The sequence below is a fragment of the Streptosporangium sp. NBC_01755 genome, assembly GCF_035917995.1.
GTDB lineage: Bacteria > Actinomycetota > Actinomycetes > Streptosporangiales > Streptosporangiaceae > Streptosporangium.
The window spans coordinates 366,038-379,333 of record NZ_CP109131.1 but is presented as its reverse complement, the minus strand read 5'-3'; the positions used below and the strand labels follow the sequence as shown (position 1 = coordinate 379,333).

Genomic DNA, 13,296 nt, shown 5'->3' with positions numbered 1-13,296 from the left:
GGCCCAGCTCCAGGCCATCGTGTGGCCCCGGCCGGCCGGCCCGGGACCCGTCGCCGGCGAGAGGGCCGGCGGGGTGCGGGAACGGCCGGGGAGCTGCTGACACGGGCCCGAGGGTTCGAGCGGTAGTCGCGGAGTTATGGGGCAGAATGGGCGGATGATTCCTCCGAGTCTGCATGTGCCGGTAGTCATCGGCCCCGGCCTGGTCGCGGACCTCCGCCTGCTCACCGAGGTGGCCGACCGCGAGTTCGCGGCCCTCGGGGTCAGCGGGACGGTGTCGATGACCTCCGACCTGCCCGGCTTCCGGGCGGCGCTGGACTCTCCCGGTGCCCTGGTCGTGCTGCCGGGTCCGGATCCAGGGGCCCGCGGCCTGTTCGCCGAGCGTCCCGAGGCGGTCTGGCTCGACGTGACGAAGTCCGAGGCCCCTCTCCCCGGGTCGGCCGGCGGCGCGTTGGGCACCCACCTGCACGGGCGGGGAATCTGGGGGCTGACCTGGGCGATCAGACACGCCGTGCACCGGCTGCGCCGACCGGCGCACCGGGTCGCCTATGGTGATCATCCCGACCAGTGGGCGGAGATACGGCCGCCGTACGGGACCGCGGGGCAGGCGCCGTCGCCCGAGGCCGACGGGCAGACGCCCGTCGCGGTGCTGCTGCACGGCGGTTTCTGGCGCTCGATCTGGGGTGCGGACCTGATGGACGCGCTCGCCGTCGACCTCGCCGAGCGCGGGTTCGCCGCCTGGAACCTCGAGTACCGTCGCCCCGACCTGCACGGCTGGGACGCGACCACCGCGGACGTCGCCCGGGGCATCGCCCTCGCGGCACAGGGCGCCCGTGGCCCGCTTGTGGTGATCGGCCACTCCGCGGGCGGGCAGCTCGCCCTCCGCGCCGCCGCCGACGACGCCGCCGCCGACGACCGGCGGATCACCCTGGCCGTCTCCCTGGCCGGAGTGCTCGACCTGGCCGAGGGGGACCGCAGGCACATGAGTTCCGGCGCGGTCGCCGCCGCGCTCGGCGGATCCGTGGCCGAGGTGCCCGAGACCTACCTGCGGTCGGGGCCGCTGGAGCGACTCCCCCTGGTGGTTCCCCAGCTCATCGTGCAGGGTACTGGGGATGATCTGGATCTGGTCGACTTCGGCCGCCGCTACGCGCGAGCCGCCCAGGAGTCAGGTGATCAGGTGATATATCTCGAAATGTCGGGTGATCATTTCGACGTCATCGAGCCCGCGTCGCCGATCTGGCGGGCCACCGCCGAGGCGATGGCCGAGCACTGCAAGGCCACCTGACGCGACGTCCCATCTCAGGCGGGTGACAGGGGACGCCAGGGGACGGGGCTGGACAGCACCATCATGCTCGACGGGTGGCCGTACGGAGCGAGCCGGTCGATCATCTCCTCGAACGTCGTCATCGAGGAGGTGGCGACCCGCAGCAGGCAGCAGGCGTCACCGGTCACCCGGTGCACCTCAAGGATCTCCGGCCAGGCCAGCGCCTGCTCGTCGCGGAGCACGCAGCGGGGGCCATAACACGACATCCTGATCAGGGCGGCCACCCCGCGCCCGGCCCGTGACGCGTCGACCCGGGCATGGTAACCGGTGATCACCCCGGTCTCCTCCAACCGCCGTACCCGCTCCGCCACCGCCGGAGCCGACAGATGCACCCGCCGGGAGAGCTCGCTGTACGACAGTCGCGCGTCCTCCTGCAACTCGGCCAGCAGTGCCCAGTCCATCGTGTCCACGATCACGCTCCGTCATGCCGTAAGTTGATCTGCTCGATGCCTTCCGTTCCGAAGGCACAACCTAATAATCACCTTTCCTGCATCATTTTCGTACAGACCGATACGGAGCACTATGGAGGTGCACAGGCGTAGGAGGAGCGATGACCGCTATCAAGCAGCTCACGGAGCAGGACCGCAAGGCGCGCGCGGAGGCCAATGACGGGCTGCCAACGCTGGGATTCGAGGCCGGCACGCCCTACGACGACTACGTGGGCACCGCCGCCCTTCATGATCTTCAGCACACCGTCACCGACGCCCCGGAGGAGCTGGCGTTCCTGGTCACCACACAGGTGATGGAACTCTACTTCGGGCTGCTCCGCTCGGAGTGGCGGCTGGCCCAGCGGCAACTCGACGAGGACGACGTCACCGCCGCGACGGGGACGATCAGGCGCACGGTACGGCACTTCGAGGCGCTCAACGCCGCCTGGGCCGCGCTGAGCTGGCTGACCCCGGCGCAGTTCAACACCTTCCGCGACGCCCTCGGCGAGGGTTCGGGCTTCCAGTCGGCGCTCTACCGCCACGTGGAGTTCCTGCTCGGCAACAAGTCCGAGGCGCTCATCAGGCCACACCGCCGCAACCCCGAGGCGCACCGGGAACTGGTGGAGGCACTGCACCGGCCGAGCCTCTACGACTCGGTGCTCGCCATGCTCGCCCGCGCGGGCCACGCGATCCCCACGTCGGTGCTCGAACGCGACCTCGCCGCAGAGTACGAGCCCAATGCCGAGGTCGAGGCGGTCTGGGTCGAGGTCTACGCCGGGCCGCTCGCCCCGCTGGCCGAGACGCTGACAGACCTGGCCGAGCAGTTCTCCGACTGGCGCTACCGGCACCTGATGGCGGTGCGCCGCTCGATGGGCGCCAAGCCCGGCTCGGGCGGATCCAGCGGCCTGAGCTGGCTGGAGCGGAGCATGCGGCGGGAGGTCTTCCCCGAACTCTGGACGGCCCGCACCCTGATGTGACGCGACGCCGTCACCGCCCGGGTCAGCCGGTCTGGCAGACCGGGCACCAGAAGAGATTGCGCCCGGCGAGCACCTGAGTACGGACCTCGGTGCCGCAGAGGAAGCAGGGCATGCCGGAACGCCGGTAGACGTAGACCTCGCCGCCGTGGTCGTCGACGCGGGGCGGACGGCCCATCGCCTCCGGAGTGTGCTCGGGCCTGACCGTGTCGATGCGGCCCACCCGGACACCGTCGGCCATCAGGACCACCAGATCCGCCCAGATCGCCTCCCACCGCTCGCGGGTGAGGTCGCGGCCGGGCCGTGACGGATCGACGCCCTGCCGGAACAGTGCCTCGGCCCGGTAGATGTTCCCCACGCCCGCGACGACCGACTGGTCCATCAACAGGACCCCCACGGAGGTGCGGCTGCGGCCGATCCGCCGCCAGGCCGACTCGGGGTCGGCGTCCGCGCGCAGCGGATCGGGCCCGAGTCTGGCGTGCAGCGCGGCCTTTCCCGCCGGGTCGAGCAGCTCGCAGGTGTTGGGGCCACGCAGATCCGCGTACTCGCCGGTGTTGCTCAGGCGTAGCCGCACCATCCCGGTCGGTGCGGGAAGGGGGACCGGGCCGAAGGCGTACTTGCCGTAGATGCCCAGGTGGACGTGGAGCCACCGCTCGTCGTCGAAGCCGAGCAGCAGGTGCTTGCCGTGGGCGTCGGCCTCGGTGAGCACCCGTCCGTCGATCCGCAGCGCCCCGGCGGCGAACCGCCCCTGAGGGCTTTCCGCGCGGACCTCACGGCCGCCGAACGCCCGCCGGTGCTCCCCGGCCAGTCGATGAATGGTGTGTCCTTCAGGCATGATCCCGAAATCATACGGCGCGTCCGGTGATGGTCAGGGCGGCGTGGCCACCGTCTCCGGCCGGTGCCCGTGCCGTCGCCGGAGCAGGGCGTGGGCCGACGCGGCGAGGGCCGCCCCGGCCGCGTAGGCCACCAGGTCGGCCGCGCCGAACGTGCTGCCGAGCACCAGCCTGGCCAGCACGCTCACCTCGGAGAGCGCGGCCGGAACGGGTGTCAGCTGGGCCAGCTCGACCGCCCAGCTGAACGCCGGTGCGCCGAGCGCGGCCCGCACCGGTGTGATCCGGGGCCACACCAGCACGATCAGCGCGTACACCAGCGCGGTGTAGAGGGCGTCGCCCGCGTACTTGCCGAACCAGCCGCCGGTGACCGCGCGGACGGTCAGCCCGGCGGCGACGGTCAGGGCCGCGGCGAGCGCGGCGAGCAGACGGGTGCGGAGGGTGGGCGACACCCGCCCACGATAGCGATGATGTACGGAGGTCAGGGAAGGGATGGCAGGCGGCGGTCGTGCAGCCAGCCCGCGAACAGCCTGTTCAGCGGCCGCACCGTGTGGCGCGTGGCCAGCGCGGTGAACGCCTCGGTGCTGACGCTCCCGTGGCGGTGCCCGGCCGTCCACTCCCGCAGCAGCGCGAAGAAGGGGTCGTCGCCGATGGTGCGCCGGAGCGCGTGCAGGGTGAGCGCGCCGCGCCGGTAGACGCGTTCGTCGAACAGGCGATGGGGGCCGGGGTCGGCCAGGACGAAGTCCTGGGGGAGGTCGGAGAGCAAACGGTGCCAGTGGCGCGCGTGGTCATCGGATGACAGGCCGCCGGAGTTCTCCGACCAGATCCACTCCGCGTAGGACGCGAACCCCTCGTGCAACCAGATGTCGCGCCAGTCGGCCACTGTCAGACTGTTGCCGAACCACTGGTGGGCCAACTCGTGGGCGACCAGCCGCTCCTCGCCCCGTCTGCCGTCCACGTGGTTCACCCCGAAGATCGACATGCCCTGCGCCTCGACCGGGATCTCCAGCTCGTCGTCCACGACCACCACGGTGTAGGAGCCGAACGGGTAGGGGCCGAACCGCTCGCGGAAGACCTCCATCATCCGGCCCTGACGCTCGAAGTCGTGGCGCACCCGCGAGGCGTGCCCGGCGGGGAAGAGCAGCTCCATCCCCGGGCCCGGCTCGGCCCGCTGGTAGCGGCCGATCTGCACGCTCGCCAGGTAGGAGGCCATCGGCTCGGTCTGCTCGTACACCCACGTGGTCGTCGAGGCCGCCCGCCGCCGCGCGACCAGCTCCCCGTTGGCGGTCACCTGGTACGCGGAGGCGGTGGTGACCGAGATCCGGTAGGTGGCCTTGTCATCGGGCCGGTCGTTGCACGGGAACCACGACGGGGCCCCGATCGGCTGGCTGGCCACGATGACGCCGTCGGTGAGCTGTTCCCAGCCGAGCTCGCCCCAGTGGCTGGCCACCGGCTGGGGACTGCCCGCGTAGCGGACCTCGACGGTGAAGGGGCCGGGGCGCAGCCCGACCGGCGACAGGTGGAGCTTGCCTCCGCGATGGGTGAAGCGCACCCGCGCGCCGTCGACCAGCACCCCGCTCACCCGCAGGGCACCCAGATCGAGGGAGAGCCGGGTGAGCCGCCGCAGCGCCACGGCGGAGATCCGGGCGACGCCACCCAGGCGGTTCGGGCCCACCCGGTAGTCGAGGGTCAGGTCGTAGTGCTCCACCCGGTAGCCGTCGTCGCCGTGCGTGGGGAAATACGACTTGGGGGTAAAGGGCGTGCTCAGCACCACACCGGCTTCCTCTGTTCCACTCTCTTCGTACGCTATCCCCGCCGGGTCCATGCCGCGATCGGGTTGCCGAACCAGCGGGTCCCGGCGGGCACGGACTCGCCGCGCATCACCAGGGAGGCCGGTCCGACCGTGGTGTTCTCCCCGATCACCGCCGCGGGCAGGATCACCCCGTGGGGCCCGAGCGTCGATCCGTCCCGCATGACGACAGTATCGATGCTCATCACGCGGTCGTGGAACAGATGAGTCTGCAACACGCATCCCCGGTTCACCGACACCCCGTCGCCCAGGCTGACCAGGTCGACCTCGGGCAGCCAGTACGTCTCGCACCACACGCCCCGGCCCACGCGCGCGCCCAGGGAGCGCAGCCACACATTCAGCGGTGCCGTCCCCAGCCAGCGCTGGGCGAACCAGGGCGCGGCCAGCACCTCCACGAAGGTGTCGGCCAGTTCGTTGCGCCACACGAACGAGCTCCACAGCGGCCGGTCGCCCACTGCGATCCGGCCCACCAGCGCCCACTTGGCCACAGTGGTGACCGCCGCGGCGAGCACCCCGCCGCCCAGCACCACCACGCCCGACAGGACGATCGCCGCCGCGAAGCCGTACGCCCTGGCCAGCCACTCCAGAGCCGCCGCCACGAGCACGGCCACGGCGACGGTGCACATCACCGGGACGACGCGGCACACCTCGACCGCGGCGCGGGCGACCTTCAGTCTCGGCGGCGGATCGTAGGTGCGGCTCCGGTCGATCTCCTCGGTGGCCCTGCGCAGCTCCACCGGTGGCATGCCCAGGTAGGACGAGCCCGCCTTGGCCTTCTTCGGCGCCGCCGACAGCACCGCGACCAGGCCGTCCTTGGGCACCTTGCGCCCCGGTGCGGTCATCCCCGAGTTGCCGAGGAACGCGCGCTTGCCGATCCGCACATGGTCGACTCGCAGCCGGCCGCCCTCCAGCTCGTACGGTGCCACCATCGTGTCGTCGGCGAGGAAGGCGCCGTCCCCGACGGAGGTCATCGACGGCAGCGCCAGCACCGTCGACAGCTCCACGTCCCGGCCGACCTTCATACCCAGGGCGCGTAGCCAGGCAGGGGTGGCCATGCTCGCGTACAGCGGGAACAGCCAGACCCGCGCCATCGACATCAGCAGGCCCGTCGCCCACGCCTGCCAGGCCTGGCGGCTGTGCACCGGGTGCTGCCCGGGGTGCAGGCCGGCCGAGAGCAGCCGCACCGAGGCAACGGTCAGCAGGACGAGGGTGGCCGCGGAGACGACGGTGGCCACGGGCACCCCGGAAAGGACGGAGGTCAGGGAGGGGGCGCCGCCGCGCAGCAGCACGGCGAGGCCGGGCAGCACGGCGATCACCGGGAAGAGGCCCAGGACCGGCGCGGACAGCCCGTAGACCGCGGCCCAGCGCCACGAGCGCGGCGGACGGTCGGCCGACGGCTGGCGGGCCTTGCCCATCCGGCTCGCGGGCACGCCCGCCCAGCGCTCCCCGGACGGCACCGAACCCGCCACCGCCGAGCCGGGCGCGACCTGGGCGTTCTTGCCGATCTTCGCGCCGGGGAACAGGGTGGTGCGGGCGCCGACCGTGGCGGAGGCGCCGATCTTGATCTCGCCGACACGCACCCGGTCGCCGTCGATCCAGTAGCCGCTCAGATCGACCTCGGGTTCGACCGCCGCGTACTTGCCCAGCTTGAGCATCCCGGTTATCGGCGGCATCGAGTGCAGGTCCGCGTCATCGCCGATCTGGGCGCCGAGCGCCCACGCGTAGTGGGTGAGCCACGGGGCGCCGGACACCTCGCCCACGCCGAGCCGCTCGGCGAGCTGCTCGGCGAACCAGAGCCGCAGATGCGTGCCGCCACCTCGGGGGTAGGTGCCGGGTCTCAGCCCGCGCAGCAGCAGCCGGGCGCCGCCCGCGGCCAGCGCGATCCGCCCGGCGGGGCTGACGAACAGCAGCGCGCCCGCGAGCACCCACCACCACGAGACGGCCGGGGCCCAGGGCAGGTTCACCAGGTTGTTCAGCGCGGCCAGCGCCACCACCCAGCGCAGCGCGCCGGCGGTGAGCAGTGGGATGGTGAGCACCGCCTGCGTGATCGCGGCACGGCGCGGCATCGGCGTGACGATCCGGTCGGTGGTCACGATCTCCGGCGCGTCGAGTGCCGACAGGTGCCCGGCGAGCCGGGGCAGCGTCGGGTTGTCGTAGACGTCGCCGACGGTGACCGCGGGGTAGCGGGTCCGCAGCGCCGAGACCAGCCTGGCCGCCGCGAGGCTGGTGCCGCCCTCCGCGAAGAAGTCGCCCTCGACGCCGCCGAGGATGTCCAGCCAGCACTCGGCCACCCACGGGTCGGCGTCCGGCACCCCGGTAGGGGCCGGGCCGGGCCTCTTGGGCAGCGGCCAGGGCAGGGCATCCCTGTCGATCTTCCCGGAGGTGCGCGTCGGCAGGTCGTCCACCAAGGCGATCCGGGGGACCAGCGCGGCGGGCAGGGTGTGGCGGAGGCGGTCCCTGGCGTCCTGCTGGTCGAACTCCTCGCCGGGCACGACGTAGCCGACGAGCAGCTGGTGCCCGCCACCGGTCGTGCGGACCGCCGCGGCCGCCCCGGCGACCCCGGGCAGCGCCCGCAGGGCCGCGTCGACCTCGCCCAGTTCGATCCTGCGGCCGCCGAGCTTGATCTGCTCATCCGCCCGCCCGACGAAGAGCAGTCCCTCCGGCTCGGCCCGTACCAGGTCGCCGCTGCGGTAGGCGCGTTTCCAGCCGAGCGACCCGAGCGGGGCGTACTTCTCGGCGTCCTTGGCCGAGTCCAGGTATCTGGCGAGCCCGACCCCGCCGATGACCAGTTCCCCGGTCTCGCCCATGGCCACCGGCTCGCCGTCCTTACCGACGACGGCCAGATTCCAGCCCGCCAGCGGCAGCCCGATCCGCACCGGCCCCTCCCCGGTCAGCGGCGCCGCGCACGCCACCACCGTCGCCTCGGTCGGGCCGTAGGTGTTCCACACCTCGCGCCCCGGCACGGCCAGCCGCTCGGCGAGCTCCGGCGGGCACGCCTCGCCGCCGAAGATCAGCAGCCGTACGTCGTCGAGCGTCTCGACCGGCCAGAGCGCGGCCAGGGTCGGTACCGTCGACACGACCGTGATGCCCATGTCGACCAGCCACGGCCCCAGGTCCATGCCGGTGCGCACCAGCGCCCGCGGTGCCGCCACCAGGCAGCCGCCGTGCCGCCAGGCCAGCCACATCTCCTCGCAGGAGGCGTCGAACGCGACCGAGAGCCCCGCCAGCACCCGGTCACCGGGCCCGATGGGCTCCCCGGCCAGGAACAGCCGCGCCTCGGCGTCGACGAATGCCGCCGCGTTGCGATGGGTCACCGCCACGCCCTTGGGCTTTCCGGTGGACCCCGAGGTGAAGATGATCCACGCGTCGTCCTCGGGGCCGGGCCGCCCGCCGTCGCCGTGAGACGGGACGGCCGGGCTGTGTGTCAGGTCGTGTGCCGGACCGCCGTCGAGAGGGGAGACGCCAAGGTCGCCGTAGGGGATGATCTTCCCGCCGTCGACGATGACGGCGCGGACTCCCGCTTCGCCGAAGACCAGCTCGGCCCGCTCGTCGGGGTCGTCGGCGTCGACCGGTACGTAGGCGGCGCCCACGGTGAGCACGGCGACGATCGCGAGGTACAGTCCGACGGTGCCCGAGGGGATCCGCACCCCGACCCGGTCGCCGCGCCCGACCCCGGCGGCCCGCAGCTCCAGGGCCATCCGTCCGGCCTCGGCCCGCAGGCCGGTGTAGTCGAGACGGGTCCGCCCGTCGTCCAGCGCGGCCGCGTGGGGGTGGCGCCGAGTGGTCCGGTCGAGGATGTCCAGCAGCGTCCTGGCCTGCGGCGCGTTCCCTCCCGGCAGGAGCGCCCGCGGTGGCACGTCGGTGTCGGCCGGTAACGGACTCACGGTCTTCCCCCATGTGGTGTGAGGCCCTTCCGGCCACGGAACAGCTTATGCGCATGGGGTTAACGCATTTCGGGTGCCTGGTTGTACGTCGGGTGAACCCTGCCTTTCCGATCATATTCCGGCTGGTCGGCCGCCCGGAGGAGGCTTCACTCGAAGCGGGGTGCGCATCGTGTCCATGCGGTGCGGGACCGTGAGCGGACCCGCTACCGGCGGTGCCGTCCTGGGTCACTGCCCCGCTACGCCTCATCGGCGCATCACTTGTCGTCGCCGGGGTCGTGGTGCTGGTCAGGGCATTCGTCGGGTTCGTCGTGGAAGGGCTGGGCACTCCCGCCCCGATCGCACCGCCCGAGCGCCTGGTCGTCGGCGGGATGTACAGATACGTCAGGAATCCGATGTACGTGGCCGTCCTCGCGACGATCGGCGGGCAGACACTGCTTCTGGGGCGGCCCGTCCTGCTGCTGTACGGCGCCGTCATGGCCGCGTCCGTCGTCGCGTTCGTCCACTGGTACGAGGAACCGAATCTGCGCCGCAGGTTCGGCGCCGACTACGAGAGGTACCGTGCGGCCGTGCCCGGCTGGTGGCCCCGTATGCGCGCCTACAACCTCTGATCCCCTCACCTGGCGGGAGGCGGAGCCGCCGTCACGGACGGGGCAGCCACCCTCTGGTGGCCGCGAGGTAACCGGCCTGGAAACGGCTGCGGGCTTCGAGCCGCTCCATCAGGTCGGCGGTGACCCGGCGCAGGGTGCGTACCGAGACATCGAGCCTGCGGGCCACCGCCTCGTCGGTGAGTCCGGCGGCGAGCAGGCGGAGCACCTCGCGCTCCTGGTGGCTTAGGCCCTTCTCGTCGCGCCTGCGCTCCTCGCCGAGGGGGGCGGCGGCACCCCAGGTCTGCTCGAACAGTGCGACCAGGGCGGTGACGACGCCCGCGCCGCGCAGCAGGACCGCGCCGACGCTGCTGTCCTCGGGATCCGTCGGCAGTAGGGCCACCCGCCGGTCGAAGATGAGCATGCGGAGCGGAAGGCCGGGAATGCTGCGCACCCGGCCGCCGCGGTCGGTGAGCCAGGCCGCGTATGCGCTGGTCGGCTGGTCGTTGCGGACGCTGTCGGGGTAGACGACGCGGATCGCCACACCCCGGTCGAGCAACGCCTCGTCCAGGGGGCGGCTCGCCGCGATGTTGTCCGGCGTCTGGGCGCTCTTCGGCTCGAACCCGAGTAGCTCCTGCCGGCAGTCGGCGACCAGTTCCTCGATCCTGGTACGGATCGTGTCGATGCCGACGAGGGACTCGGAGTCCTCGCCGGAGCGCGCCGGGTTCTGGTCGGCGTAGGCCGCGATCATCTGGGCGACGGCCGTCCGGCTCCGCTCGATCTCCTGCTGCTTGGCCAGCAGCGCGGCCTCCTCGCGGGCCAGCAGCGCGGCCAGTCCCACCTCGGGCCGGACCAGGCGCAGCACGTCCGGCTCCTCCCAGGAGGGGCGTAGCAGCGACAGCTTGGCCAGCTCGTCCAGCGTGCTGCGGATCCGGTGGACCGGCCAGCCCAACTCCAGGCTCAGTTCCATCACGCCGTAGGAGGGATTTTCCAGAATGGTGCGGTAGACGGTTTCCTCGGCGGACCCGATGCCAAGCAACATGAGCACGACTCCTCCCCGGTTCGAGCATGACCGAGACCCGATCTGCGGGCAGGACCCACGATGGTCTCAGCCTGAAACTAGCCAGGCGTAGTGACGACGGGGTTATGTGATCACCTTCGGGCACGCGTCTTCGGGCACGCGTCTTCGGGCACGCGTCTTCGGGCACGCGTCTTCGGGCACGCGTCTTCGGGCACGCCAAGGGCTGGAACGGCGGGGCGGGAGAGCCGTTCCCGCGTCGGCCGGTAGTCACCGCCCGCGGCGGAACGGGAGCTCGCCGACCGGCCTGCGGCACGCTGGCATGACCCTGCCACGTTAGGGACCTGCCAGGCGAAATGCCTGGTTTATTCGTGGTGCGCCGACCACTGTCGATTCATGTATCTCATCAACGCGCACCTACGCGCCCCCGAGATCGAAGGCCGCCTGGCCCCACCCGGCGGCCGGATGTCCGCGCGCGAGATCCGGCGCCTGCTCCTGATGCTGGCGGAGCCCGAGGAAGGGCTTGAGCATGTTTACGGCGAGGACCACGCCGACGGCGTCGACCTCGGCCTCTTCATTCGCAGGCCCACCCTCGACGCCGCCGAGAGCGCGGCGGCCCGGCTCTGCGCGCGCTGTCTCGACGGCGTGCCCGGACTCGCCGGCTGGTCGCTGGCGGGCTGTGGCACCGACCTCGTCCTCGCTCTCGCCCGCTTCAAGGCCTCCGGCGGCCAGGCCTGTCAGCGTCCTGCCATTGCAGCGCGCTGACAGCCCCTAGGTCTTCCGGAATACCCAGATATCGACCAAGAATCGAAGTGTCAGAACAAAGCGGGAAATGTCCGAAGGAAGTAGTTCGGAAAACCACCCGCGAAACAGCGAAAAAGGGCGCCGAGAATTACCGGCCGAAAGGAAGAAGAACGATGAATGCCGCGGTCCGTTCAGTCGCCACCGTATTCGGCGTCCTCTCGCTCACCGTCACCCTCACGACCGCCGTGGCGGTCGTGGCCGGGGAGAAGGTCGGTGGCCCCGCGGCCACCACGGTTCTCATTCTGGCCGGCGGAGCCGGCTGGCAGTGAGCCGATCAGGAGAAACCCATTCGTCACGGGCACCGCGCCCGAGAAGTCGTCCGGGAGGCGACCATCGTGAAGCACCAGGAAGTCGAGTTACTCGCTCTCGGCGCAGGGCCGTCGAACCTCGCCCTCGCCGTGGCTCTTGAAGAGCTCGCTCCGGAACTGGCAACCAGAACGCTGATCATAGAGCAGCACGAGAACGTGGCCTGGCAGCGGGGAATGCTGCTGCCCTGGACGCAGAGCCAGGTCTCCTTCCTCAAGGACCTGGTCACCCTGCGGAACCCGCAGAGCAGGTTCTCCTTCGTGAATCACCTGCACTCGGTGGGACGGCTCAGTGAATTCGTCAACCTGGGTAGTTTCACCCCGTACAGAATGGAGATTTCGAATTACCTGCTCTGGGTCGCGGAGTCGCTCGCCCAGGTGCGCATCGAGTACGGCCGGCGCTGCGTGGCGGTCGAGCCGATCCTGGCCGGCGACGGCCGGGTCGAGCGCTGGATCGTCCGGCTCGCCGACGGCTCGACCATCGGCTGCCGCACCCTGGTGGTCGGCGCGGGCCGCGATCCGCACATCCCCGAGGTGTTCGAGACGCTCCCTCGGGAGCGGATCATCCACAGCACCGAGTACAGCAGGGGGATCGCCGGGCTCGACCACGACGCCCCGCACCGGGTCGCGGTCATCGGCGGCGCGCAGAGCGCGGCCGAGATGCTGTGGGCCACCCACCAGAGCATGCCCAACGCCGAGTGCACGATGATCATGCGCTCCATCGGCCTCAACGGCTACGAGAGCAGCAAGTTCACCAACGAGCTCTTCTACGCCTCCTTCGTCGACGAGTTCTACGATTCGCGCCCGGATGCCCGACGCCAGCTCCTCAGCGAGATGCACCGGACCAACTACGCGGGTCTCTCACCGGGCCTGCTCGAAAGCCTCTACCGGCAGATCTACCTGGAGCGCCTCACCGGACAGGAGAGGATCCGGATGATCACGATGGCCGAGATCGCCCAGGCCAGGATCGAGAGCGGTGAGATCATCCTCACCCTCAAGGACAGGAAGAGCGGCCGTCTCGACGAGCTGCCCTGCGACGTCCTGCTGCTCGGCACCGGCTTCGACCGCCGGATGCCCTCGCTCATCCGCGACCTGGCCACCAGGACCGGCCTCGGCGAGATCGACGTCGACCGTTTCTACAAGCTGACCCTGCCCGCAGGGTCGAGCGCCGCCTGCTACCTGCAAGGCGTCAACGAGGACACGCACGGCATCGCCGACTCCCTGCTCAGCACGCTGGCCAACCGGGCGGAGGAGATCGTCGGCGACATCCAGGAGAGCCTGGCCACGGCCGAGATCCTGTCGCCGTTCGCCCTGCCGGTCGCCTCCTGATCCCCCCGA

General features: G+C 71.3%; 12 protein-coding genes. 6 read left to right on the top strand and 6 right to left on the bottom strand.

Going from position 1 to position 13,296, the window contains the following annotated elements; genetic code table 11:
* Window positions 1–154 precede the first annotated feature (154 nt).
* Window positions 155–1,282 carry an alpha/beta hydrolase gene (locus OG884_RS01540; RefSeq protein ID WP_326641358.1) on the top strand — a complete coding sequence of 376 codons (1,128 nt, stop codon included), beginning with the start codon at window positions 155–157 and terminating at the stop codon, window positions 1,280–1,282.
* Between the two features lie 14 nt (window positions 1,283–1,296).
* Here OG884_RS01540 and OG884_RS01535 read toward each other — a convergent pair whose 3' ends face one another.
* Window positions 1,297–1,722, bottom strand: a complete 426-nt coding sequence (locus OG884_RS01535; protein WP_326646834.1) for an Lrp/AsnC family transcriptional regulator — start codon at window positions 1,720–1,722, stop codon at window positions 1,297–1,299.
* A 149-nt stretch (window positions 1,723–1,871) separates the two neighbouring features.
* Here OG884_RS01535 and OG884_RS01530 point away from each other — a divergent pair, with 149 nt between their 5' ends.
* Window positions 1,872–2,726, top strand: coding sequence for a tryptophan 2,3-dioxygenase (locus OG884_RS01530; protein ID WP_326641356.1), 855 nt, complete (start codon window positions 1,872–1,874; stop codon window positions 2,724–2,726).
* Between the two features lie 22 nt (window positions 2,727–2,748).
* On the opposite strand, the gene OG884_RS01525 is transcribed toward OG884_RS01530, so the two are convergent.
* From OG884_RS01525 to OG884_RS01510, 4 genes are read right to left on the bottom strand one after another with little or no spacing between them, the layout of a single operon-like run.
* On the bottom strand, window positions 2,749–3,558 hold the full coding sequence (locus OG884_RS01525; RefSeq protein WP_326641354.1) for an Fpg/Nei family DNA glycosylase: 810 nt from the start codon (window positions 3,556–3,558) through the stop codon (window positions 2,749–2,751).
* A 33-nt stretch (window positions 3,559–3,591) separates the two neighbouring features.
* Window positions 3,592–4,005 carry a ribosomal maturation YjgA family protein gene (locus OG884_RS01520; protein ID WP_326641352.1) on the bottom strand — a complete coding sequence of 138 codons (414 nt, stop codon included), beginning with the start codon at window positions 4,003–4,005 and terminating at the stop codon, window positions 3,592–3,594.
* Window positions 4,006–4,034: 29 nt separating this feature from the next.
* Window positions 4,035–5,327, bottom strand: coding sequence for a M1 family metallopeptidase (locus OG884_RS01515; protein WP_326641350.1), 1,293 nt, complete (start codon window positions 5,325–5,327; stop codon window positions 4,035–4,037).
* A gap of 32 nt (window positions 5,328–5,359) precedes the next feature.
* Window positions 5,360–9,247 (bottom strand): Pls/PosA family non-ribosomal peptide synthetase, encoded by a 3,888-nt coding sequence (locus OG884_RS01510; RefSeq protein WP_326641348.1) that lies wholly within the window; start codon window positions 9,245–9,247, stop codon window positions 5,360–5,362.
* Between the two features lie 212 nt (window positions 9,248–9,459).
* Between OG884_RS01510 and OG884_RS01505 the strand changes: the two genes are divergently transcribed.
* The gene (locus tag OG884_RS01505) at window positions 9,460–9,855 is read left to right on the top strand and encodes a methyltransferase family protein (RefSeq protein ID WP_326641346.1); all 396 of its coding nucleotides are present in this window, start codon (window positions 9,460–9,462) and stop codon (window positions 9,853–9,855) included.
* Window positions 9,856–9,886: 31 nt separating this feature from the next.
* Here the strand turns inward: OG884_RS01505 and OG884_RS01500 are convergent, their stop codons facing one another.
* A complete protein-coding gene (locus OG884_RS01500; protein ID WP_326641344.1) occupies window positions 9,887–10,873 on the bottom strand; it encodes a helix-turn-helix transcriptional regulator in 987 nt (328 codons plus the stop codon).
* Between the two features lie 372 nt (window positions 10,874–11,245).
* On the opposite strand from OG884_RS01500, the gene OG884_RS01495 reads away from it, so the two are divergent.
* From OG884_RS01495 to OG884_RS01485, 3 genes are all read left to right on the top strand, one after another.
* Window positions 11,246–11,614: a hypothetical protein gene (locus OG884_RS01495; RefSeq protein ID WP_326641342.1), complete on the top strand. Its 369-nt coding sequence runs from the start codon at window positions 11,246–11,248 to the stop codon at window positions 11,612–11,614.
* A 152-nt stretch (window positions 11,615–11,766) separates the two neighbouring features.
* Complete coding sequence (locus tag OG884_RS01490; protein ID WP_326641340.1) at window positions 11,767–11,922, top strand: hypothetical protein; 156 nt, start codon at window positions 11,767–11,769, stop codon at window positions 11,920–11,922.
* Between the two features lie 66 nt (window positions 11,923–11,988).
* Window positions 11,989–13,287, top strand: coding sequence for a SidA/IucD/PvdA family monooxygenase (locus tag OG884_RS01485; protein WP_326641338.1), 1,299 nt, complete (start codon window positions 11,989–11,991; stop codon window positions 13,285–13,287).
* Window positions 13,288–13,296: the final 9 nt, after the last annotated feature.